The 21,433-nt window shown below is 59.6% G+C and carries 23 protein-coding genes; 2 read left to right on the top strand and 21 right to left on the bottom strand.

Going from position 1 to position 21,433, the window contains the following annotated elements:
- The 7 genes from ACR0EZ_RS22725 to ACR0EZ_RS22695 all read right to left on the bottom strand — a co-directional run bounded on the left by ACR0EZ_RS22725 (nucleotide 1) and on the right by ACR0EZ_RS22695 (nucleotide 6,240).
- On the bottom strand, nucleotides 1–555 hold the full coding sequence (locus tag ACR0EZ_RS22725) for a PQQ-dependent catabolism-associated CXXCW motif protein (protein ID WP_480617082.1): 555 nt from the start codon (nucleotides 553–555) through the stop codon (nucleotides 1–3).
- On the bottom strand, nucleotides 552–1,394 hold the full coding sequence (locus ACR0EZ_RS22720) for a substrate-binding domain-containing protein (protein WP_480617081.1): 843 nt from the start codon (nucleotides 1,392–1,394) through the stop codon (nucleotides 552–554). Before ACR0EZ_RS22720 ends, ACR0EZ_RS22725 begins: the two co-directional genes overlap by 4 nt.
- Nucleotides 1,378–1,881 (bottom strand): c-type cytochrome, methanol metabolism-related, encoded by a 504-nt coding sequence (locus tag ACR0EZ_RS22715; protein WP_480617080.1) that lies wholly within the window; start codon nucleotides 1,879–1,881, stop codon nucleotides 1,378–1,380. The genes ACR0EZ_RS22720 and ACR0EZ_RS22715 overlap by 17 nt, the downstream gene beginning before the upstream one ends.
- A 64-nt stretch (nucleotides 1,882–1,945) precedes the next feature.
- On the bottom strand, nucleotides 1,946–3,748 hold the full coding sequence (gene xoxF5, locus ACR0EZ_RS22710) for a lanthanide-dependent methanol dehydrogenase XoxF5 (protein ID WP_480617079.1): 1,803 nt from the start codon (nucleotides 3,746–3,748) through the stop codon (nucleotides 1,946–1,948).
- Between the two features lie 132 nt (nucleotides 3,749–3,880).
- Nucleotides 3,881–4,237: a c-type cytochrome gene (locus ACR0EZ_RS22705; protein WP_480617078.1), complete on the bottom strand. Its 357-nt coding sequence runs from the start codon at nucleotides 4,235–4,237 to the stop codon at nucleotides 3,881–3,883.
- A 55-nt stretch (nucleotides 4,238–4,292) separates the two neighbouring features.
- Nucleotides 4,293–5,126, bottom strand: coding sequence for an S-formylglutathione hydrolase (fghA, locus tag ACR0EZ_RS22700; RefSeq protein ID WP_480617077.1), 834 nt, complete (start codon nucleotides 5,124–5,126; stop codon nucleotides 4,293–4,295).
- 1 nt (nucleotide 5,127) lies between these two features.
- The gene (locus ACR0EZ_RS22695; RefSeq protein ID WP_480617076.1) at nucleotides 5,128–6,240 is read right to left on the bottom strand and encodes an S-(hydroxymethyl)glutathione dehydrogenase/class III alcohol dehydrogenase; all 1,113 of its coding nucleotides are present in this window, start codon (nucleotides 6,238–6,240) and stop codon (nucleotides 5,128–5,130) included.
- 164 nt (nucleotides 6,241–6,404) lie between these two features.
- On the opposite strand from ACR0EZ_RS22695, the gene ACR0EZ_RS22690 reads away from it, so the two are divergent.
- On the top strand, nucleotides 6,405–7,013 hold the full coding sequence (locus ACR0EZ_RS22690; protein ID WP_480617075.1) for a hypothetical protein: 609 nt from the start codon (nucleotides 6,405–6,407) through the stop codon (nucleotides 7,011–7,013).
- Between the two features lie 6 nt (nucleotides 7,014–7,019).
- Here ACR0EZ_RS22690 and ACR0EZ_RS22685 read toward each other — a convergent pair whose 3' ends face one another.
- On the bottom strand, nucleotides 7,020–8,051 hold the full coding sequence (locus ACR0EZ_RS22685; RefSeq protein ID WP_480617074.1) for a quinoprotein relay system zinc metallohydrolase 2: 1,032 nt from the start codon (nucleotides 8,049–8,051) through the stop codon (nucleotides 7,020–7,022).
- Between the two features lie 122 nt (nucleotides 8,052–8,173).
- Here ACR0EZ_RS22685 and ACR0EZ_RS22680 point away from each other — a divergent pair, with 122 nt between their 5' ends.
- Nucleotides 8,174–8,986: a quinoprotein dehydrogenase-associated SoxYZ-like carrier gene (locus ACR0EZ_RS22680; protein WP_480617073.1), complete on the top strand. Its 813-nt coding sequence runs from the start codon at nucleotides 8,174–8,176 to the stop codon at nucleotides 8,984–8,986.
- 18 nt (nucleotides 8,987–9,004) lie between these two features.
- Here ACR0EZ_RS22680 and ACR0EZ_RS22675 read toward each other — a convergent pair whose 3' ends face one another.
- From ACR0EZ_RS22675 to ACR0EZ_RS22615, 13 genes are all read right to left on the bottom strand, one after another.
- Complete coding sequence (locus ACR0EZ_RS22675; protein ID WP_480617072.1) at nucleotides 9,005–9,370, bottom strand: hypothetical protein; 366 nt, start codon at nucleotides 9,368–9,370, stop codon at nucleotides 9,005–9,007.
- Entirely contained in the window at nucleotides 9,367–10,041 is a 675-nt protein-coding gene (locus ACR0EZ_RS22670) for a hypothetical protein (protein WP_480617071.1), read from the bottom strand. Before ACR0EZ_RS22670 ends, ACR0EZ_RS22675 begins: the two co-directional genes overlap by 4 nt.
- A 47-nt stretch (nucleotides 10,042–10,088) precedes the next feature.
- Nucleotides 10,089–12,344: a hybrid sensor histidine kinase/response regulator gene (locus ACR0EZ_RS22665; protein ID WP_480617070.1), complete on the bottom strand. Its 2,256-nt coding sequence runs from the start codon at nucleotides 12,342–12,344 to the stop codon at nucleotides 10,089–10,091.
- A 2-nt stretch (nucleotides 12,345–12,346) separates the two neighbouring features.
- The gene (locus tag ACR0EZ_RS22660; protein ID WP_480617069.1) at nucleotides 12,347–13,504 is read right to left on the bottom strand and encodes an FIST N-terminal domain-containing protein; all 1,158 of its coding nucleotides are present in this window, start codon (nucleotides 13,502–13,504) and stop codon (nucleotides 12,347–12,349) included.
- A gap of 9 nt (nucleotides 13,505–13,513) precedes the next feature.
- The gene (locus ACR0EZ_RS22655; RefSeq protein WP_480617068.1) at nucleotides 13,514–14,233 is read right to left on the bottom strand and encodes a response regulator; all 720 of its coding nucleotides are present in this window, start codon (nucleotides 14,231–14,233) and stop codon (nucleotides 13,514–13,516) included.
- Nucleotides 14,234–14,342: 109 nt separating this feature from the next.
- The gene (locus ACR0EZ_RS22650; RefSeq protein WP_480617067.1) at nucleotides 14,343–15,524 is read right to left on the bottom strand and encodes a hypothetical protein; all 1,182 of its coding nucleotides are present in this window, start codon (nucleotides 15,522–15,524) and stop codon (nucleotides 14,343–14,345) included.
- Nucleotides 15,521–16,195, bottom strand: coding sequence for a hypothetical protein (locus ACR0EZ_RS22645; protein WP_480617066.1), 675 nt, complete (start codon nucleotides 16,193–16,195; stop codon nucleotides 15,521–15,523). Before ACR0EZ_RS22645 ends, ACR0EZ_RS22650 begins: the two co-directional genes overlap by 4 nt.
- Nucleotides 16,192–17,088 (bottom strand): VWA domain-containing protein, encoded by an 897-nt coding sequence (locus ACR0EZ_RS22640; protein ID WP_480617065.1) that lies wholly within the window; start codon nucleotides 17,086–17,088, stop codon nucleotides 16,192–16,194. Before ACR0EZ_RS22640 ends, ACR0EZ_RS22645 begins: the two co-directional genes overlap by 4 nt.
- On the bottom strand, nucleotides 17,088–18,050 hold the full coding sequence (locus ACR0EZ_RS22635) for a VWA domain-containing protein (RefSeq protein ID WP_480617064.1): 963 nt from the start codon (nucleotides 18,048–18,050) through the stop codon (nucleotides 17,088–17,090). Before ACR0EZ_RS22635 ends, ACR0EZ_RS22640 begins: the two co-directional genes overlap by 1 nt.
- Entirely contained in the window at nucleotides 18,043–18,405 is a 363-nt protein-coding gene (locus tag ACR0EZ_RS22630; protein ID WP_480617063.1) for a hypothetical protein, read from the bottom strand. Before ACR0EZ_RS22630 ends, ACR0EZ_RS22635 begins: the two co-directional genes overlap by 8 nt.
- A complete protein-coding gene (locus ACR0EZ_RS22625; protein WP_480617062.1) occupies nucleotides 18,402–19,307 on the bottom strand; it encodes a DUF58 domain-containing protein in 906 nt (301 codons plus the stop codon). The genes ACR0EZ_RS22630 and ACR0EZ_RS22625 overlap by 4 nt, the downstream gene beginning before the upstream one ends.
- Complete coding sequence (locus tag ACR0EZ_RS22620) at nucleotides 19,304–20,260, bottom strand: AAA family ATPase (protein WP_480617061.1); 957 nt, start codon at nucleotides 20,258–20,260, stop codon at nucleotides 19,304–19,306. Before ACR0EZ_RS22620 ends, ACR0EZ_RS22625 begins: the two co-directional genes overlap by 4 nt.
- An 84-nt stretch (nucleotides 20,261–20,344) precedes the next feature.
- Complete coding sequence (locus tag ACR0EZ_RS22615) at nucleotides 20,345–21,292, bottom strand: hypothetical protein (protein ID WP_480617060.1); 948 nt, start codon at nucleotides 21,290–21,292, stop codon at nucleotides 20,345–20,347.
- Between the last annotated feature and the right edge of the window lie 141 nt (nucleotides 21,293–21,433).

Raw genomic sequence — 21,433 nt, 5'->3', positions numbered from 1 at the left:
TTACCCGTCTCCGGTAACGGGCTGACCGGGGGCCGGTTTGACCCGTTCCGTCGGGTAGTCCCAGAGCGCCCAGCCGTCGGTGCCTTCGGGAAACCAATAGACGTTGGAATAGCCCCACTCGATAGCACGGCGGGCGGCGTTCCAGCTCATCCAGCAATCTTCGAGACAGAAAAAAACTACGGCCTGATCGGCGTCACCCGAGGTGGCCGTTTCCAACCCGCTGCGAAAGTAATCGGCGGTGACATCGGCAATGGCACCGTAGCCCACATTGGGCAGCCAGACCGCGCCGGGAATGCTATTGCGCGGCTTGTCGCGCCAGATCGTGCCCTTGGGCAGATTGGCAGGCTTGGGGGCCTGAGGGAGCACGTCAATGAAAGCGGCGCTTTTGTCCCGCCACAGCGCGTGCGCCTGTTCCGGGCCTATGGTGATGCCGCCGGTAATCCGGTCCGGCACCGGTGCCCGGTAATGATCCACGCGATAGTCGGAAGGCTCTGGGACGGTTTGGGCCGCGGCAGCGCCTGCGCAGATCGCAAACGCCACAAGGGCGCGGATCATTGCGACAGCTCCAGCACCTCGGTTCCCAGATCGTTAACCAGCGGCACACCTGCTTCGGCCAAAACCGCGTTGATCTCATCCTGATTGCGCCGGATCAGAGAATTCAGCTTCCGCTGCCACACCTTCTCACCCTGTCGCACACCCATAGTGATGCGGTAGAACAGACGCGGCGGCAGCTCTTCCTTGACCAGAGGGATCACCTTGAAGCCCGGATAATCCGCTTTGACCAGAGGGCCGCCCAGCGGACCCCACAGGATCGCGGCGTCGATCTCGCCGGATTGCAGGTCGTCCAGCATGTCAATGGCGGGGCTTTCCACACGGCGGTCAACAAATAGGTTGTAAGGCTTGGCTTTTCCGATCAGGCCGTTACGCGCCATATGGGCCGCCGGCGGCGTGCCGGCCACGACGCCGATCTTCCGCCCCTGAAGCGCCGGGTCGGCCAGCGTATCAACCTGGGCCAGGTCACTGTCATCGGGCACGATCAGCGCATAGGCCGAGGTATAGTAGTGATTGGTATTCTGAACCAGCTCATGCCCCTGCGCATAGCCGATCACGACATCACAGCGCTTGGCGGTCAGTGTGTTGCGAATGAACCCGGTAGCCTGCGGAAACCAGACATATTGAACCGGCAGTTCCAGTTTCCCTGCCATCAGCTCGGCCAGCTTGTTTTCGTATCCCGATCCGTCCTCGGACGAGACAGGGTGATTGGCCGGGTCAGCGCAGACACGAAAAGCTGTGTTCGAAACCAGATCAGACGTCTGCGCAACAGCAGGCGACGCCTGCGAAAAACAGACGGCAATCCCCAGAACGGCAAGGCAGGTCCTAGCCCATGCAGGCATCTTCATCCTCTCGGATTACATCCGATTTCGCTTCTTTCTTCGGCGGGCGTCCGCGCGGGATCGCGTCAGATCCGTGCGCCTTCAGATAAACATAAATGTCGTCCAGAAAGCACATCACATTCGGGTTGTCGCCAAAACCCGGCATGACCGAGTTTTCGGCGGCGTTGACCACCTGACGTCCATTGGTGACAACATCGACGAAATCGTAATAGTCCATGTCCAGCGCGGATTGCTTCAAAGCCGGGGCATAGGTTGATCCCTCGCCATCCGGGCCGTGACAGACGTGGCATTCCGCGTGATAGCGGCGAAAGCCCGAGAAAGTCATCCAGTCCACCGTTCCGTCTTCGGCGATGTTGAACGTCGGGATATCGTCTTCGGTGTAGTACCGCCCATCCTCGGAATACGCGACCGTCAGATTGTCGGCCGCCGCAGCAAGCGGAAGGCCGGACAAAAGTAAAGCTGCCGAAAGACGTTTTAGATGCGTCATGGATGTCTCATTTGCTGCAAGTGGAAATCCGGCGCGGCCATCAGGGGCCGCGCCGGGGTTTTGCTTAGTTCGGCAGAGCGAACACGGTCAGCTGGCCACCCAGCGCGGTATAGTCGCTGAGCGCGGCATAGCCACCCACAGCACCCAGACCGTCATTCGGGTTGGTCAGACCAGCCGCCAGACCGATACCGGCCCAGCCACCAACACCCGACAGGATGCCGATGTACTGCTTGCCGCCCTGTTCATAGGTCATCACGTTACCGATGATACCCGACGGTGTCTTGAACTTATAAAGCTCCTCACCGGTTTCGGCATGAACGGCCTTCAGATAGCCTTCTAGCGTGCCGTAGAACACGACGTCACCCGCAGTTGCCAGAGCACCGGACCAGACCGAGAACTGCTCGGGCAGCGACCACTTGATCTCACCGTTGATGTTGTCCCACGCGATGAAGTTGCCCATGCCGCCGTGGCTGTCGGGGGCCGGATACATCGCCAGAGTCGCACCCACATAGGGCTGACCTGCTGTGTAGGAGACACGGAAGGGTTCATAATCCATGCAGACATGGTTTGTCGGCACGTAGAACACTTGGGTCTTCGGCGAGTAGGCTGCTGGCTGCTGGTCTTTGGTGCCCAGAGCCGCCGGGCAGATACCGGTCGAGTTCACGTCCTCGCCGTTCTGTTCCGTCGAATATTGAGCAACCACAGCCGGACGACCATAGGTGTCGCTGTTGGGGTCCATGTCGACGCCTGTTGTCCAGTTCACAACCGGGTCATACTTTTCGGCCACCAGCAACTCACCCGTCACGCGGTCCATCGTATAGGCCAGACCGTTGCGGTCGAAATGGGTCAGCAGCTTGCGCTCGGTGCCATCAATTTCCTGTTCCGTCAGGATCATTTCATTGATGCCGTCGTAGTCCCATTCGTCATGCGGCGTCATCTGGTAGAACCAGCGTGCCATACCAGTGTCGATGTCACGCGCCATGATGGTCATCGACCAGCGGTTGTCGCCCGGACGCTGCGCCGGGTTCCATGTCGACGGGTTCCCGGTGCCGTAGTACATCAGGTTCTCGTCCAGATCGACCGAGTACCAGCCCCATGTGGTGCCGCCACCGATCTTCCACTGATCGCCTTCCCAAGTATTGGTGCCCGAGTCCGCGCCAACCGGTTTACCCAGATGGGTGGTTTTTTCCGGATCGGCCAGGATGTCGGAATCCGGTCCCATGGAATAGGCGCGCCAGACCTGCTCGCCCGAGTTCATGTCGTATGCCGTGACCGACCCCCGCACACCGAACTCGCCACCAGAAATGCCGACAATGACCTTGTCCTTGACCGGCAGCACAGTGGCCGTGTTGGTTTCACCAATCGCCGGGTCGCCGTTCTGCACTTCCCAGACCACGTCACCGGATTTGGCGTCCAGCGCGACAACCTTGGTGTCCGCCTGATGCAGGAAGATCTTGCCGTCCGCATAGGCCACACCGCGGTTCACGGTGTCACAGCACATCACCGGAATCACGTCCGGGTCCTGCTTGGGCTCATACTTCCAGACGATCTTGCCCTCGTTGGCCAGATCAAGCGCGTAAACGATATTGGGGAACGGCGTGTGGACATACATCATGTCGCCGATCACCAGCGGCGAACCTTCGTGCCCGCGCAGTACGCCGGTCGAGAATGTCCACGCAACCTGCAGATCACCCACGTTGTCCGCAGTAATCTGATCCAGTTCCGAATAGCGCTGGTTCTTGTAGTCACCCGTCTGGATCGCCCATTGTTTCGGGTTATCCATCTGGGCAATCAGGTCGTCATTGGCATAAGCCGTGCTGGCCATGGCAATGGCAATCCCGGAGGTCCAAAGCGATAACTTTTTCATTCAAACTCCTCCCTTATGTGCAGCGATGCCGCTGCAATGAAACACCTCAGCCAGGTTGGACTACGGTGCCGTAGTTTGCTCACCCGGGCGGCCTCTCCTCTGGCCAAGTTCGGGGGCGAGCGATTTCGCGTCTTACGATCCTTCGTCGGGGAAGGTCGCAAGATAGGCGATGATGTTGACCCGGTCCTCTTCCTTGCGCAGACCGGCAAATGTCATCTTGATGCCCTTGGCATAGTCACGCGGCTTGGTCAGGAACGCGTCCAGTTCCTCGGGCGACCAGACCAGACCGCCCTCAGACAGTTCGATCAGTGCGGGGGAATAGCCGAAATCCGCGATCGTGGCGGCCTGTCGGCCAACAATGCCGTTCAGCACCGGACCGACCTTGTTTTCCGCCCCCTCGCCGACCGCATGGCAGGCCTTGCATTTGCGGAACACCTTGGCCCCTGCATCCGGGTCGCCCTCGGAGCTTGCAACAATCGGCACAATCATGAGGCAGGCCGCTGATATCACTGTTCTGAACACTACTGATTTTTCCTTGCTGTTTTCATTGGCTGAGACGTTCGGCGTGCCATTCCACATGGTCCCGCGCAAAGCTGTTCACGAAGAAGTACGAGTGGTCATACCCCTGCTGAATTCTGATCTGTCCGGGCTGGCGACGCTTTGCCATCATGTTGGCCAGGGCTTCAGGCTTCAGCAGGTCAAGGAACTGGTCATCCGCGCCCTGATCAATCAGCAGATCGCCTTTCCAGCCGTATTCTTCCAAAAGTAGCGTTGAATCGTGTTCGGCCCACGTGTTCTCGTCATCGCCCAGATAGCTGCTGAGTTGCTTGCGGCCCCAATCGGATCGGGTCGGGTGGGCAATCGGCGCAAAGGCCGAGAGCGCTTGGAACTTCTCGGCGTTGCGGATCGCGATCGTCAGGGCCCCGTGCCCCCCCATGGAGTGGCCGGTAATTCCATGTACGTCCTGAACCGGGAAGTTCCTGAGCACGATGTCGCGCAACTCTTCGACAATGTAGTCATACATCCTGAAGTGCGACCGCCATGGATCGCGTGTTGCGTTGACATAAAAGCCAGCCCCCTGCCCAAGATCATAAGCATCGTCGTCAGCAACGTTTTCCCCTCGGGGGGATGTGTCGGGGAAGATCACCGCGACCCCGAAATCCGCTGCGGCTTCCTGAAATCCGCCTTTGGTCATGGCGTTTTCATGGGTGCAGGTCAGTCCGGACAGGTACCACAAAACCGGGACGGGACCGGTCCTCGATTGAGGCGGCAGATAAACTGCAAAGGTCATCTCACAATCGCAGGTTTCGGACTGGTGGGAATAGACTGTCTGCTCCCCTCCGAAACTGCGGTTTTGTGAGATGACCTTGAGATCCATGTCAGTACTCCACTACCGCCCGGATCGATTTGCCTTCGTGCATCAGATCAAACCCGTGATTGATCTCTTCAAGCTTCAGTTTGTGGGTGATCATCGGGTCGATCTCGATCTTTCCGTCCATGTACCAGTCGACGATCTTGGGCACATCGGTACGGCCCTTTGCACCTCCGAACGCCGTCCCGCGCCATGACCGGCCTGTGACCAGTTGGAACGGACGGGTCGAGATTTCGGCCCCCGCAGGTGCCACGCCGATGATGATGCTTTCGCCCCATCCCTTATGCGCGCATTCCAGCGCGGTCCGCATCACGCCCACATTGCCCGTTGCGTCAAAGGTGTAATCCGCGCCGCCACCGGTCAATTCGACCAGATGCGCAACCAGATCGTCGCTGACTTTCGATGGGTTCACGAAATCGGTCATGCCGAAATGGGTCGCCATTTCAGCCTTGCCGTCATTCAGATCGACACCAACGATCTGATCCGCACCCGCCATACGCAGACCCTGGATCACGTTCAGCCCAATGCCGCCCAGACCAAACACAACCCCGCGCGAGCCGATCTCGACCTTGGCGGTGTTGATCACCGCGCCGATGCCGGTGGTGACACCGCAGCCGATATAGCAGATCTTGTCGAACGGGGCGTCCTTGCGGACCTTGGCCAGCGCAATCTCGGGCACCACCGTGTGATTGGCGAAGGTCGAGCAGCCCATGTAGTGATGGATCGGCGTTCCATCCAACATGCTGAACCGCGTGGTGCCATCCGGCAGCAAGCCCGCCCCCTGCGTGGCCCGCACTTTCTGGCAGAGGTTTGTTTTGGGGTTCAGGCAATATTCGCATTCACGACATTCGGGCGTGTAAAGCGGGATCACGTGATCACCAACCTCCAGACTGGAGACACCTTCGCCCACCTCGAGAACAACACCCGCGCCCTCATGACCCAAGATGGCCGGAAAGATGCCCTCGGGATCGTCTCCGGACCGGGTGAATTCGTCCGTATGGCAAAGCCCCGTTGCCTTGACTTCGATCAGAACTTCGCCCGCCTTGGGGCCAGCAAGCTCAACCTCCATAATCTCCAAAGGCTGACCTGCCGCCAAAGCAACTGCCGCGCGCGTTCTCATATGTGTCTGTCCTCCCTTGCACCGGAATCATTCAGACACCGTGTGCTTGGTTCGAGTATGACGGCTGGCATGTCACTCAAACAATTAAGACAATGGTGTGTATTGGGTTTGGTGGACTCAGCGCGCAGGCTTCGGGCATAGTGTCAGGGGGAAGGAGACCTGCAATGTTGAACAGGCAGACCATAGCGGCCCTGGCCTTGATCAGTGTGGCGGGCCCCGGTTTTGCGGCGGATTTTTCCGACCCGACCTGGCCCTGCATTCAACGCAAGGTCGAAAACCTGTCACTGGGCCTAATGTGGCCGCATCAGATCGACGACGCGGCAACCGACCTGCAGCCCGAGATCGACGAAATGGCAGGCCTTCTGGCTTTGCGGCGCATCGAATTGGAAGAGCTTCAGCCCCGGGTCGCAGCTTTCGCTGCGCGCCACAACGGCGATACGGATGTGCTGGGCCGGGTCTTTCAGCGAGTGTTTGATACGCTGTCCAAGCGGCGTGCCCGTATCATCGGTGGCATCGGAGAGTTTTCGCTGAAACAGATCGATCTGGCAGACAAGATCGACCTGGCCCGCGCCGATATGGATCAGGCTCTGACCGCCGATCCCCCGGACTATGACAGGGTCGATGCGCTGGAAGAGCAGTTGGATTGGGATCAGCTGATTTATTCCGACCGCCAGCGTTCGATCACCTATCTGTGCGAAACCCCGCAGATCATCGAGCGCCGCCTGTTCGCCATTTCGCAGATGCTGCAGCAACTCGCGTCGGATCAGGGTTAAGCCGGCTTATTCCCATTCAAGCTCGGTAAAGGCGACGGTTGCGTTGCGGGGGTTATAGGCCTCGAACAACTCCCATTTTCCGGCCTCGCCCTGCGCGATGGTTTCCACCGCGTCGCCAAGCCGCTGGCCGCTGTCAATTGCCGCCCGCGAGTCGGTTTCCAGCACGTCCAGATACCGTTGCATATCTTGCCCGCCCTCGGGCCATGCCAGAACCGGACCACCATGCCCCGGCACGATCCGAGTGACATCCATATCTGACATCTCATTCAACACACGCCGCCAACCGACCAGCCGCCCATCCAGCGCTGGCGTGTGCATGTGGAAAACCAGATCACCGGTGAACAGAATGCCCGATTCCTGATCCAACACCGTCAGATCGTTGCTGGTATGCGCAGACGGCCAAGCGCGCAGGGCCAACCTGCGGTTCCCCAGATCAATCTCGCCGTTCCCGGTGGTCGGCACATCGACCGTTACTGGATCGGCGCCGAGGTATTCCATGGGGCCGATCAAGGCACTCAGGCTTTCGACATAGTTGGCTTGTCTGTCCAGCAGCGCCCTTTCCAGCCCCGAATGGGCCACCACTTGCGCACCGGATCGCGCCAGGGGAGCGGTTCCAAGAACGTGATCCGGGTGCATATGGGTCAAAATTACGTGACTGACGGGTTTGTCCGTTCGCTGCCGAATGGCGCGCCAGATGGCCTCTCCCATCCAGGGGGCGGTTCCGGTGTCCACTACTGCGACACTGTCCTCACCGATGACGAACCCGATATTGGACACGTCGCCACGATTGTCGGCGTTCGGTTCTTCGATCCGGCCGCGATGGACAAACAGACCGGGCGCGATCTCGTCAAATTCCAGCGAAATGCCAACAGGTTGGCAATAGGCGCCCGAAGTCTGTTCGGGATCGTCAAACGGAGGGTCCGCGGCCAGCATCTGCTCGCACGCCTCCTGACTTGAGGCCTCGTATCCCGGCAAAAGCTGATTTCGGCACAGCCCGTCTGACGCTTCCAGACACAACATGAAAACGGCTTCAAACATCGCAATCCTCCGCCCGGAACTTTGGCATAACGCGCCGTGGAAGCCACACAGCCTTTTGTCGGCGTATATTTTATTGGGGTTTTATGGCATATTTTGCGGCACCGGTTGCCGGAGGAGACAACATGGCCAGATTCGTCGGACCCTCAATGGTCCTTTCACTTGCACTGTCGCTGCCTGTTTGGGCAGACCAATCCGCCAAGAATCCGCTGGTCGAAAGCGAGACCTGGCAGGATTTGCGCTACGATGTTGTCGGTGATGCCCAGCTCGGTAGCGCCGAAACGTTTCTGTCCGTGGACGCGCCCTACCGCGCCCATGATGCGGCGACGGTTCCGATCCTGTTGAAGCAACTCGATCCAAACACGCAAATCAAATCCGCGACCGTCGTGATTGACGAAAACCCGGCCCCGATTGCCGGCGTTTTCACCTTTTCACCGGCCATGGGGGAACTGGATTTCGAAATGCGGGTGCGCGTTGACCAGTACTCGAACATCCGTGTGATTGCCGAGACGCAAGAGGGGCTGCATATGGCGGGCCGCTTTGTAAAAGCGTCTGGTGGATGTTCCGCGCCAGCCAGCCGCGACCCCGAGGTGGCGTTGGCGTCGATGGGCAAGATGAAGCTGCGCAGCTTTGGGGAGCAGGCACAAATCTCGACCCCGCGCCGCGAAGCCCAGATCATGATCCGGCACCCGAACTATTCCGGTCTGCAACGCGATCAGATCACCCAATTGTTTATCCCGGCGCATTTCATCGATCATCTTGAGGTCTGGCAGGGCGACGAGTTGCTGTTCACCATGGAAGGCGGCATTTCCATTTCGGAAAACCCGGCCTTCCGCTTTGCGTATAACGACAACGGAACAACCACGCTGACGGTCAAGGCAACGGATACCGAAGGCAACAGTTTTCAAGCCGACCTGCCGAAATCAACGTCAAGTTAATCAGCGGGCTGTTCGGGTTCAGAAACAGACCACTTCAGCTTCGGCCTGTGCCCTGCGCAGGTCGGCCACCATTGTTTCTGCCATGACCGCGCTTTTGAAAAACGCCATGCGCTCGCCGCCAACCCGGCGCATCGACAGGACCGTTTCGGCCTGCTCATATCTTTCATAGGGCAGAATCGACGCAATCAGATCAATCGAGCACGAACACCGGTCCAGCATTTCGCGGGACTGACCATTTGTGACCATACAGGCGAACACGTAATCGGCCCGTGCAGCGGTGGGATAGTCATTCAACCGCTCTGCAACGCTTTGCGCCACGGATACGGATGGGGTCGCCGCGCATAGCGCAGCGGCGAAAATTGCGAGCTGTACCGTTGTGGTCATTGCCGCCCCTCCTGTACCCCTTCGAACTGCATTTCCGACCGGTAAACCGCGTTGCCGCCGTCTGCGGGTTCGGTCTCGGCGACAAGTCGCAGATACCACCCGGGCACCTGCTCGGAAACAGTGACGCTGAGAACCAGATCCCCAAACCCCTGCATCCGATCCCTGTTCGGGTCCTGTGCAAAGGGGCGCATTCGAATGGTCTGCACGGGCACGGTTTTGCCGTCGACAACGGCCTCGCCTTCAACCATTTCGGCCGGTTGCACCAATGCGTCCTTGACCCGGTTGCGAATGTAGAACGGGCTGCCACCGGCGGATTCCGCCATATCTCGGATGGTGCTTTCATAGAACACCATGATCATCGGGTTGCCGACACTGGCCGGAAAGACCCCCATCGCACGGTGCTTTTCGTCCTGACGGAACTCTAGCTGTGCCATCTCTGTTCCGTCCTCGGTGAAACTAAGCGCGATGTCCCCAGTATTGCGCTCGGCGGCTTCGGGTTTCAGCCGGTTTGTCACAGTGCGCTGGTAAACAAGCTCCTTGTCCCGGCCGATCGCATCCAGAACACCCCCCTGAAACAGAAGATCATAGGCCTGCTCCGCCTCAACCGGTGCCGCATGGGCCGGATTGAAACTTAGGCCGACCATCGCCAGCCCGAATAAAATCATCCTCATGAGTCAATCTCCTCCCACAGTTGAGAGTATGGCCTTCAGCGGTCGTGTCATTGCCGACTTTTGTCGGTGTACAGCGCCTGGGTCACCGCGCTGCGCTGGATTTTCCATATAATCAATGGCCGCAATCGCGACAGTTTCACCGGTTTCGTCATCACCGAGATCTCATGCCGCAGACCGGCTTTGCGCACGGCTTCGCTGCGATCTGCGGTGATCAGAATGGCGGGAACGCGCGTTTGGCTCATTTCGCGGATCTGACGGATCGCGTCCACGCCGGTTTCGCCGTCATCAAGCTGATAATCCGCCAGTATGATGTCGGGCGGCATCCCGATATCGGTGACAAACTGAATGGCCTCTTGCGGAGATCCGGCGGGCAGGACGCTGGCACCATTCTGTTCCAGCCACTGGGTTGTGCCAAAAAGAACATCGCGATCATTCTCGATGACAAGCGCGATGTAATCCAGCGGCACGTCCCCGGAGTTTGGCAGCAAATCAAGGGGCTCGCTTGCACCGCGCTCCGCCTCGACCCGGTCCATTTCGATGCTGAACACCGAACCGACGCCCGGCTTGGACCGCAGGGATAATTTGTGCCCCAACAGGCGGCAGGCCCGGTCGACCACGGACAGACCCAGACCCATGCCCGAGCCCAAAGGCACGTTGTCCGCCCGGGCGAATTCCTCGAACACGCGCGCCTGATCCTTTCGCGCGATGCCTATCCCGGTGTCCCACACCTGCAGCACGATTTTGTCACCGCGGTTGCGGCACCCCACCAAAACCCTGCCGCCAGGTTTGGTGTACTGAATGGCATTTACGACCAGATTCTGGATCGACCGCAACAGATAGACCGGGTCGGAATACACAAAGCCCGAACAAGTCACCACGTCCAGCCGGATGTTCTTGTTCTCGGCCACCAGCGACTGATCGCCCTGAATACCGGCAATGACCGACGCGAGACTGACGTTGGTTGGCGACACCGTGTCCGAATCGGCCGTTTCAAGCCGCGAGATATCGAGCAGCGAGTGCAGCAGTTGCTCGGCTGATCCAAAGGCACCATCCAGACGCTCGACCATCTCGTAAAGCTCGGTATTGCGCGAAATTTCGGACAGGGTCGAAATCATCAGCTTGGCGGCATTGATCGGCTGCAGAAGGTCATGACTGGCGGCCGCCAGAAAACGGGTCTTGGACGACACCGCAGCCTCGGCGCGTTCTTTGGCGATCCGCAGCGCCTCTTCTACGTTGGCCTTTTCTTCATATTCGCGGGTCAGTTTTTCGTTGGCGCGGGTCAGTTCGGCGGTGCGTTCCATGACGCGGTTTTCTAGCGTTTCTGTCACGCGCGCCTCAAGCGTCACGTCCTTGAGTTCAACCAGAAACCCACCATCCGGCAACTTGTTGGCCTGAATGTCCAGAACCCGGTCCGCTCCGTCGCGCACGCGTTTGCGCAGCCAGCCCCGGCTGTTCAGCTCAAGCTGCCACTTTGCGATCTTCAGTTGATCATCGGCTCTGATCAGCCCGCGCGCGCGCAACAAATCCAAAAGTGTCTGCACCGGCACATTGCCCTGCAGCAATGATCTGGGCACATTCAGAAGGTCCCGAAACCGCGCGTTGTGCATCATGATGTCGCCATTGGCCGAAAATGTGCACACGCCCGAACTCATGTTCTGAAAAACCGCCTGAAGATAGTCCTCCTGCCGGTCGATGAGGGTTTCTTTTTCGTCGCGATTTCGGCGCACAACCGACGTGATGTCGGTCAGCAGAATGACCACATTCTCGGGTGAGGTATATTGCGCACTCAGCTTGTACCAGCGGTCGCCGCGCAGTTCGATCACCTCACTCGATACCATCCCGGAATGCGAATTGCGTTCCAGCGTATCCATCATGTTCGACACGCCCCGGTCCGAGGAAACAAACTGCCCGCTGTCCTTCACCAGTGAGAAGAACCGCCTTAGGCGAAGTCCCGGCCTGACAAGTTCAGACACATCCAGAAACACGGCCTGAAACAGCTCGTTACACAGGTTCAACTCACCGTCGGTGAACAGGGCAAACCCTTCCTCCATCGAAGACAGGGCTTTGACCAGCGTTTTTCGCGTCTGCTCGCGCTCGTACCGGGCGCTTTCCAGTTCGGTGGTTGCGCGTTCCAGATCCCGGCTTTGCTCGACCACACGTTGCTGAAGCTCGATTGCGGACTGAAAGGCGCGAAACGCGGATGGGCCCACATCCTTTTGGCGATTGGCGCGGCGCATCAGCGCATTGATGATTTTCGCCTGTTTGACGACCTGAAGTTCCAGCGGATCGTCGGGGTTCAACATGGTCAGCTCAGTTCACGTTTCTCGGGTTTGAAAAAGGCCACACCCACGAAGGTCTGGTTCATATGTACGCCGGACTGTTGCTCGCCATAGGTGTTGAACCCAACCACCCGACGGGTTTGCAAAACGTCCGAGACCTGTTTGCCCAGTTGTTTTTGCTCGATTTCCAGCTTGCGCAGGACGCAATCGAACCCAAGAATGAAATCCGGAGCGTTTCCCGCGTTGTCGCGAATGTCCAACCCGGCTTCCAGCGTCTTGATGATTTCTTTGCCGCGTCCCAGCGTCATGATAAGGCCATCGTCAATGGCCGCCAGAAATGACAGGGCCTGCGTATCCGTAGCCTCGCGTATGGCGCGGACATAGTAGTTCAGGTCCTGCCGCAGCAAGAGCGGGTTTTCGGCAAAAACCAGCGGTGACAGATCCGAGGCCGCACACCCGACCAGCCGGGCATATTCCTGCGCCGCAGGCGCGCCGTTTATCTCATAGACCATGCGCTCGTCCGGGTCGGCATCGGTTATGATGATCTCGGATCCGATGGGCAGGAAGTGATCAAACCCAATGCCCTGGAATCTCAGGTTGGTTTCAATCAGCAGCAAGACAGCGGCATTGCTGTAGGACCTGCCGCTGTGTAGAATAAACGTTTCTTCATATTGCAGACCGTCACCCGCTGATCCGCCAAAAATCGGCAGGCCATCCAGAACGGCCTCAAGCGTCGAGACCAGCAGGTCCTCTTGTTTCGACAGCCCGTCTGAAAACACCAGCGCCAGCCTGTTCCAGCCTGCAGTGTGCCGGAAACGCTCGGCCTGGCGTTGCGCAACTGCGGCGATTTCCGTGGAGTTTAATGGTCTGAGTTCTTCGAACAGGATGGACGAGCAGCGGAAGTTCGATTTTGGAAAGGACAGCAGAAGCAGGGCATCAGATTCATATCCAAGCTCGGTGATCTGCCCGGCGGTGGTGCACCCAAAAACCGGCACGCCGGACAGTTTTCGGTTCAGACCGCGCGATACCTCGGCCGGGTCCAGCCTGTTTGGAATGAATGCCAGCACAAAGCAGGATTTCTGGCTGTCGATATCCGCACATGCCTCTTCGACGGCGGCATGCGGGTCCGAGGCAAGCGACCTGCCAATCGCGATGAAGTTTGGTCCTAGCTTCAGGTCCCGCATTTGCGATCCTCAGTGTTGCAGAAAGGATTTGACCTCCGGCTCATGTCGTGTTTGCCGGGCCATGACAGAGTCGACCAGAACAGCGGCCTGCGTTCGGTTGCGAACCCCCAGACGGCGCAGCAAAGCGGTGATATGCGCTTTGACGGTGGCTTCTGCCAAAGACAGTTCATATGCGATCTGCTTGTTCGACTTTCCCACGCAGATAAGCTTGAGAATACGCACCTGTTGCGGTGTCAGTGTCGAAAGCTCGGGGCTTGACTGATACACCGTGTTTTCAGGCGATTTCGGCTCTTCCGCATGGCTGTACTCTGCCGGTATGTACCTGCGCCCTGCGACAACTTCCTGAATGGCGAATTTCAGCGTCTGCGCCGAGGTGTCCTTGGGCAGAAACCCCATGGCTCCATAGTCGAGCAAAGACCGGACAAGTTCACCCGACGCAAGCGCCGAGATCACCAGAACCGGGACCGAGGGCCACCGGTCGCGCAACTGCTGGAACCCCGAAATACCGGTCACATCCGGCAGCTTCAGGTCGAACATGATCAGGTCAGCTTTGAAGCCACCGCCGAGCACTTCGAACGTCTGTTTCAGCGTGCTTGCTTTTTTGATACAGCAGTCGTCGAAACTCAGTTGCAATGCTGCAGCCAGCGCATCGCTAAAAAGCGGATGATCATCCACAATCAAAACGTTGGACACCTGGTCCACCGCTTTGGAGTACCCCACCGTATGCATTGTTTTTCCTCCGCTGGGAAAGGTACAGCAATTCCGCGTCAGTTCAACTGTTTCAGGATGAAACCGGAAAAAATGCGCCAATAAACAGAACCTTGCCGTTCATGAAGGGTCAATTGCGCAGGAACGTCCCGGCAAACCGCTGCAAATCGGGCGCCGGAGATTTTGGATCGAAACAGCATCGGTCAAAGTCCTGCAACTGCGCAACGCGCGCCGGTGATGGCCCATCGCGCCGCAGGATTGAAGCCGCGGCCTGACGCACACCGCGGGCGCTTCCGTTTCTGGCGCACGCCCTGAGATCCCGCGCCAGAGGATCAAAGGCCGCAAAGCGCTGCAACGCCTTCAAACCGGTCAGCTTGCGACCCGACATGCCCATCCACACAGCGGCCGCGAACACGATTACAGCCAGAACAAATGCCGGCCAGCCTGGTAACCGGGCGGCGGAGGGAACAGGTGGGGATGCCTCGGCGATTTCACTGTTTGCGATGGCCCCATAGGCCACCCGCTGCGCCGAGATTGTAACCTCGCGCGCCTCGCGCGCGACGGTGTCAAAGTAGCTGAGTTGCAGGGGTTCCACGATGCCCGACGTGTCATTGCCGGGCCGAATGGTCCAGCGCCAGAAAGCATAGGTCACCGGACCTTCCGGTGTCAGTTCCACCAACCGTTTTTCCGGATGGGCAAAGATCATGGCGGAAGGTGAGCGCAGATCGGGCATCGGGGGAACCATCTCGGGCGTCGCCCCCAGCGCCTCAATCCGGATAACACGCAGAACGCCCTCACCCGGCGACAGCTGATCCGGTGCGTTCGACCACTGGTCCCAGATTTGCAGGTCACGCACGGGAAACCACCAGTCCGCCGAGGCCGGGGCCTCGGCGACCTCGATGGTCAGCGGTTCGGACTGGATGTTATGTTCGAACCAGTCGTCACTTTCATCCGTCAGCGTCAAGCTATGGGTGAACCGACCAATGGTCAGTTCACCGGACCTGACCGGGTAGACCGCCATGCGCCGGGTGAAAACCTTGAAGTTCCGCCCGTTGATCCGTTCCTCGGTCCAGTGATCCGGCCCAAGCTGCGCCCAGCTGAAACCATCGAAATCCGGCTGTATCAGCTTTTCCCGCGTAATATGACGCCGATACACGCCCCGAATGGTGATCAGGATCATCTCGCGTGTGAACGGCACGACGCTGCTGTCCTCGACCGTCACCTCAATCGACAGTTCCGACGGCAAAACGGTTTTCGATTGCGCCAATGCCTGCAGAGGAAAAAACAGCCATGCAAGAACCAACCACTTCATTGCGCGTCCTCCGGTTCCGGCGGTGAAAGCCCCAGTTTTACCCGGCGTTTGTGTTCCTGCGCGATCCGGGCGGCCATGAATTCCCCCGGCACGTCGGACAACTGGTTGAGCCATCGTTCATCCGCCACCATGAATTTGTCGTCAAAAATACGACGCACCCCAAGACGCCCGCGACTGTCCAGTTCCGCCAGCCCGAGCATCGTGTTGGAATTGGTGACCTCGCTGCCCGTGCCCGCCGCACGCGCATTACCGCGCGCTATAAAGCTGTCCGCCTGAGGCCCGGTTTTTCGCTCGGGGGACAGACCAAGCGCTTCGGGATCGATCTGCAGACCTGCGTAAAAGGCGGCGACAACATCGAAATTGGCGTGCGCGTCCGCGTCACCCGTCACAATCGCCTGATCATAAGCCTCTAGCGCGGCGGCGATGCGACCGCCATGAACCTGAGCATTCCCGAGGTTATACAACGACCCTGCATCCTCAAATGCCAGCGCCGCTTCATCGAATTCGCCCGCTCGGTATAGGGCCACACCCTGCCAATCCGGGTCTTCAAACAGATGGGCGGCAACCGTATTCATCCCAAGCGCCAGGGCGACCCGGCCAAACGGGGCCGCGCCCCCCAGTGCAATCGCAATGGCAATCAGGGCCGCGCTGAAGACCGCGAGCCACTTCATGCCCGTTCCCTCCGAAACAGCAGCAGCATCGGGCACAGCGCGAGGAACAGCAGATATCGCCCCAGATCGTGCCAGAAGAGCACCGGGAAATCCGACTTCTCCAGCCGCGTCGCGGCGTCTTCGGACAACCACCCCCCCAGATCATCGGTCTGATCCAATGTGAAAACCGCGCCACTGCCGACGCTGGCATGGGTCTGGATCTGCGCGGAGGGTTCGTCCAGCGAAACCAGGGACACTCTGACACCTCGATCCGCTAGCGCGGCGGCAGCCTGCAGCGAAGCCACCCCCAGACCTTCGCCATCGGCGAACAGAACCACGTCACCGCCCAGAATACCGGCCTCATCCATCCGCTGCGCGGCCAATGCCAGCGCGCGCTCGGGGCGCGAGCCTTTGTCCGGCACGGTATCGGCATCAATCAGAGAAAAGGTCTGGCCCAATTGCCGATGATCGGTTGTCATGTCGGTCGCGACATAGGCGTCGCCCGCAAAAACGATGATCCCGCCGGGCCGTGACCCCAACGCACTGACACCGAATCGCCCCATGGTCAGCATTTGCGGCCAGCGCTCGCTGTCGGACACACTTGCCGACGCATCGACCAGAAACAAAACCCCGTCCAGGTTTCGATAGGTCTCGGCGCCACGCCGTTCGATCGCCGGACCGGTCAGGGCAATCACGCAGAGCCCGGCGACCGAAAGCTGCGCAATCCGCGTCAGAGGCAAGGACGCCCCTTCGATCCGGCCAATTGCCGCCATCGCCTGCATCAATGCGGCGTCAGCGACCTTGTCCCACGTACCAAATCCACGGGCGCTTGACAGAACCCACCAGGCCAGACCTGCGACAACCGGAACAGCCAGCATCCAATAGGGTCTGAGGAGGCTGAAATCCGTTTCCATCATCCCGAATGCCTCCACGCTGCCAAAAGCGCCAGGGCTGCGGCCAGCGCGGCGGGCCAGGTCCAGTAGTCGCGATAGACCTCGGCAGTCAGACCCGCGCTGTCGTTGGCTTCCAGTCGATCCAGCGCCTGTGTGACCTCAATCAGATCATCGGTGGTTTTGACGCGGAAGCTTTCACCGCCCGACACCTGCGCAATGGCCCGCAGGGTTGCCGCGTCGACCACACCGCGCTCACCGACCGCAGCGCTGTCCAGGTCTTTCGGCCCTAAGGCGATGGTATGGACACGCACCCCCATCCCGGCGGCCAATTCCGCGACACCGCGCGGATTGGTGGCGCCGGCATTGTTTACCCCGTCCGACAGCAGAATGACGACCCGGGATGCCGCCCGACTGTCTGCCAGCCTTTTCAACGCCAGTCCAAGACCGTCCGAGATGTTCGTTGCACGGCCCGAAATGCCGATGCTGGCTTCTTCGATCCGGTTGGCCACAGCTTCGGTATCGAAGGTGAACGGGGTGGCGAAATAGGCCTCGGACCCAAAGACAATCAGCGCGACCCGGTCCCCTGCCCGGCGTCTGGCGAAATCTGCACCTACGGTCGTGACCGCCTCAAGCCGTGTGATCTGGCGGTCGTCCAGATAAAAATCGTCTCGCACCATTGATCCGGACAGATCCAGAACAATCGCAAGATCACGGCCCGAGACTTTCAGCGCGCTCACCGGCGTCAGTTCACGCGGGCCGGACAGCCCAAAAACTAGCAGGATCCAGATGGCCCATAATAATGCCTGATCTACGAACCTGCGCCTGCCGGGATCACCGCCAGCGCTTGCGGCGTCAAGCATCGCGCCGATACGTTCGGGAACCGGGAAGCCGCGATCCAGCATGGGCCGCGCGTTGAGAAGACGCGCGATCAGCAACGGGGCAGGCAGAAGAAGCAACACCCAGGGATCGGCAAGCTCAAACACTATGCGCCACCTCATCCTTCAAAGTCGCAAGACTTGGTTCGCCGTCCGGGCGATAGAGACCTTTTGAGAGTTCCGAGTACCGTTGCGGGTTCTGCTCGCGAAGCTGGTGCAGCAGCGCCACCCTGAGCCGGTCTTCCGGCCAGCCTGTGACGTCTTCAACCTCGTGGCCCACCCGGGTCGCGGGCCGCCGGGTGCTTAACACCCGCAACACAATTACGACGCAGATGGCAATAAGTGCCGACAGGCCGATGACCACCGCATAGTCCGCCCAAACGCCACCTGCGGCTTCTGCCGGTAAACGTATGTCCCGCAGGCTGGCCAGCATTGTGGTGTCGGACATCGCCGTTTCGCTCATGCGGCAAACCTTTCCGATAACGCAAGCGCAATGCGTTGACCGGTGTCTTCCACCGGATCACTTGCGTTCAGAACAAGCGCCTGATGAGTCTCGATGTTCTGATACAACAGCTCACCGTCGGTTTCGGCTCCGGTCAGATAGACGCGTTTCTGCCGCCCGTCGGGCAACCGCATGGGATACCAGCCGCGTGGCATGTCATGGGCCTTGCTTTCGGTGATCAGGATAAGCCGCAGGCTGCGCCGATGGGCGATCCGGTCCAGCCGATCCGCCAAAGCGGCATCCGGCGTATCAAAGCCCGAGGCGACAATGACCTCTGACCCGGATCGGGTCAGGCGTTCCACACCTTCCAGCGCCTGTTCCAGTGATCGCGCGTCATCCCGACCGTTTTGCAGTGATGCAAGGCTGCGCCCATGGGCCTGCACCAGGCCGCCGATCACATCCAGCATGCCGCGGGTTCTGCCGCGTGGCGGAATGACGATCGGCACCCCGGTCGTAAGTGCCAACAGACCAACACGCCCGCCGCTTTCAATCAGGTGCCAGCCGATCAGAACCAGCGCCTCGGCGGCTGCAACGGACAGAAAAGCCCGCTGCAACCCCCAGAACATCGGCGCACGAAAATCGGCCACCAGCAGCGAGACCCGGTCGCGTTCTTCCTGAAACTGACGCACATGCAGCCGCCCGGTGCGTGCGGTTGTCCCCCGGTCCAGATGACGGATATCGTCACCGGCCACATATTCCCGCGCATCGGCCACCTCAACGCCCGGCCCGCGCTTTCGTGTCAGGAACCCGCCGGGCAAGGCAACCACAGGCGGATCGGCCTGGGACGTCAAAGCCACGCGCCTCAATGAAATCAACGCGTCCGAGGTCAAAGTCACACCGGCAAGGGACAGAACGGCGGTCACAACGGTTCGACCGTGTTCAGAATATCCGCAACCAATCCGCGCGGCTTGCGACCATCCGCAACCGCGCGCCAGGTCAGAACCATCCGATGAGCCAGCGCGTCTGGGGCCACGGCGGCCACGTCCTCGGGCAAGGCAAAGTCACGGCCGCGCAGATAGGCGCGCGCCCGTGCGGCCGACGCCAGCGCCAGCGACCCGCGCGGCGAGACCGCATGTTCTATGTGTTCGGCCAGTTCCCCTTGGCGCGTCGCAGATACAAGGCGCACGATGTAGTCGCGCAATTCCGGGGCCACATGCACCGCGCGCGCCTCGGCCCGCGCAGCCCGCAATTCCGAAAGCGTCATGCGCTGCACGTCGGGTGGGCCGTCCTGTGTTTCGGAGATCACCAGATCGAGTATCTGCCGCTCGGTCTCTATATCCGGCAGCAACAGAACCACATGCAACAGGAACCTGTCCAACTGCGCCTCGGGCAAGGGAAAGGTCCCGTCATGTTCGATCGGGTTCTGGGTGGCTATAACCAGAAACGGATCGGGCAAAGCGTGGGTCTCATTCCCGACGGTCACCTGATGTTCCGCCATCGATTCCAGCAAAGCGGACTGGACCTTGGGCGGGGCCCGGTTGATCTCATCAACCAGAACCAGAGTGTGAAAAACCGGCCCGGGAACAAATTCGAACCGGCCTTCCTGCGGCTGATAGACCGGTGTCCCGGTCACGTCGGATGGCATCAGGTCGGGTGTGCATTGTATGCGGGCAAAGCTGCCTTCGACAGCGTTCGCCAACCATTTGACCGCGCGGGTCTTGGCCAGACCGGGTGCGCCCTCGACCAGCAGGTGCCCCCCTTCGAGCAGCGCGATCAGCAGGCTTTCGACCAGATGCTCGTGCCCGACAAGCCCTTGCGACAGATACCCCGACACCTCCGCAATCGCGCGCGGCGGGTTTTCAGGCCTTGTGTCCATATGACCTCCCCTGGGTTCCGACGGTACGGGACCCAAATACAGGCTAACCGGAGTCCCCTGCCTCGCAAAATACACCCGATGGTATTACCTTGAAACCTGAACCGCGCGGGTGCAGCCATCGTCGAACAGAGACGCAAACTGCGGGTCCGTCAGCGTTTCATCGGTTTGGGCCCAAAGGCGATCATATTCGTCATCGATATAGTCGATGAACCCCGGATCAATGGTCTGATCCACCGGCGACTGAGCTACCGCGTGCAGCATGAACACGTCAAAGGCACATAGTCCGCCGGGGTTGGAATTCAGCAGCGCCCGCATGAAAGCGTGCGAGTTCCATGGAAACCGGTGCAGGTTCACCGGCGTTTCTTGCAGCTTCGACAAAAACCCGGCTGTCCTGTCGCTAAGCAGAATGTCCATGCCGAACGTGTAAGACTGGAAAAGCTCTTCCAGCAGGATCGATTTGTGGAACGCAGCCTCCAACAGGTCGGGCCGGCCATGCGCCGGTTGCTTGACCACAAGATGTGTCCCTTGTCCGCGATGGCCAAAGAAGGTTTGCGCCATCGCCGGAGATGTCACCAGATATCTGCGCCCGGCAGGCAGGCCAAGCTGATGGGTTTCGCTCAGCCAATCCAGGTCCGAAGACAGTTCCCGTTCCGGCGGATATCCCGAGTAAAGGCGCAGAACCACGCTCCGCCCGGTGCCGCAATCGCTGGCGGACCGTCCCGCATACCGCATTGGCGTGGGATGGCCATAGCTGTGCTTCAAAAGGTCCCGAAAGGTGTTCAGAACCGCCAGCGTCAGCGGATGCGGCCGTTCCCCAACTAGGCACAGCGAGGCTCCGGCAAGGTCCCGTCCATTGATGTGGACCGGAATGGCCAAGTCGCGACCCAGCATCGTGGCGCGAAGCTCGTACCCCCAGCCACGCCGGGCAAGCTCAAGATAATCCTGTTTCTCGGCATGAAGCTCCCCGGCGAAAATCAGGATCGCTGCGATCTGAAGGATGAAACGCCGCACGCTGTACCTCTGAATTTTCATTCAGCGTAACCGGAGTTCTACATATATCCAAGTGTGGGTTCTGTCGCAAATTTCATTGAAGGCTGGGGAGATGGCGCAGGTGGGTTGGTTATCCTGCTAGTTGAACAAACTGCTGAAACGGATGGAGTCCGGGCGTGAATT

Source organism: Ruegeria sp. AK4 (assembly GCF_056541025.1).
This window is presented reverse-complemented; position numbering and strand designations above follow the sequence as displayed.

Excerpts from the sequence above, each read along its gene's own strand:
- ACR0EZ_RS22725 (WP_480617082.1), bottom strand. The coding sequence starts at position 555 with ATGATCCGCGCCCTTGTGGCGTTTGCGATCTGCGCAGGCGCTGCCGCG.
- ACR0EZ_RS22720 (WP_480617081.1), bottom strand. The coding sequence starts at position 1,394 with ATGCCTGCATGGGCTAGGACCTGCCTTGCCGTTCTGGGGATTGCCGTC.
- ACR0EZ_RS22715 (WP_480617080.1), bottom strand. The coding sequence starts at position 1,881 with ATGACGCATCTAAAACGTCTTTCGGCAGCTTTACTTTTGTCCGGCCTT.
- xoxF5 (WP_480617079.1), bottom strand. The coding sequence starts at position 3,748 with ATGAAAAAGTTATCGCTTTGGACCTCCGGGATTGCCATTGCCATGGCC.
- ACR0EZ_RS22705 (WP_480617078.1), bottom strand. The coding sequence starts at position 4,237 with ATGATTGTGCCGATTGTTGCAAGCTCCGAGGGCGACCCGGATGCAGGG.
- fghA (WP_480617077.1), bottom strand. The coding sequence starts at position 5,126 with ATGGATCTCAAGGTCATCTCACAAAACCGCAGTTTCGGAGGGGAGCAG.
- ACR0EZ_RS22695 (WP_480617076.1), bottom strand. The coding sequence starts at position 6,240 with ATGAGAACGCGCGCGGCAGTTGCTTTGGCGGCAGGTCAGCCTTTGGAG.
- ACR0EZ_RS22690 (WP_480617075.1), top strand. The coding sequence starts at position 6,405 with ATGTTGAACAGGCAGACCATAGCGGCCCTGGCCTTGATCAGTGTGGCG.
- ACR0EZ_RS22685 (WP_480617074.1), bottom strand. The coding sequence starts at position 8,051 with ATGTTTGAAGCCGTTTTCATGTTGTGTCTGGAAGCGTCAGACGGGCTG.
- ACR0EZ_RS22680 (WP_480617073.1), top strand. The coding sequence starts at position 8,174 with ATGGCCAGATTCGTCGGACCCTCAATGGTCCTTTCACTTGCACTGTCG.
- ACR0EZ_RS22675 (WP_480617072.1), bottom strand. The coding sequence starts at position 9,370 with ATGACCACAACGGTACAGCTCGCAATTTTCGCCGCTGCGCTATGCGCG.
- ACR0EZ_RS22670 (WP_480617071.1), bottom strand. The coding sequence starts at position 10,041 with ATGAGGATGATTTTATTCGGGCTGGCGATGGTCGGCCTAAGTTTCAAT.
- ACR0EZ_RS22665 (WP_480617070.1), bottom strand. The coding sequence starts at position 12,344 with ATGTTGAACCCCGACGATCCGCTGGAACTTCAGGTCGTCAAACAGGCG.
- ACR0EZ_RS22660 (WP_480617069.1), bottom strand. The coding sequence starts at position 13,504 with ATGCGGGACCTGAAGCTAGGACCAAACTTCATCGCGATTGGCAGGTCG.
- ACR0EZ_RS22655 (WP_480617068.1), bottom strand. The coding sequence starts at position 14,233 with ATGCATACGGTGGGGTACTCCAAAGCGGTGGACCAGGTGTCCAACGTT.
- ACR0EZ_RS22650 (WP_480617067.1), bottom strand. The coding sequence starts at position 15,524 with ATGAAGTGGTTGGTTCTTGCATGGCTGTTTTTTCCTCTGCAGGCATTG.
- ACR0EZ_RS22645 (WP_480617066.1), bottom strand. The coding sequence starts at position 16,195 with ATGAAGTGGCTCGCGGTCTTCAGCGCGGCCCTGATTGCCATTGCGATT.
- ACR0EZ_RS22640 (WP_480617065.1), bottom strand. The coding sequence starts at position 17,088 with ATGGAAACGGATTTCAGCCTCCTCAGACCCTATTGGATGCTGGCTGTT.
- ACR0EZ_RS22630 (WP_480617063.1), bottom strand. The coding sequence starts at position 18,405 with ATGAGCGAAACGGCGATGTCCGACACCACAATGCTGGCCAGCCTGCGG.
- ACR0EZ_RS22620 (WP_480617061.1), bottom strand. The coding sequence starts at position 20,260 with ATGGACACAAGGCCTGAAAACCCGCCGCGCGCGATTGCGGAGGTGTCG.
- ACR0EZ_RS22615 (WP_480617060.1), bottom strand. The coding sequence starts at position 21,292 with ATGAAAATTCAGAGGTACAGCGTGCGGCGTTTCATCCTTCAGATCGCA.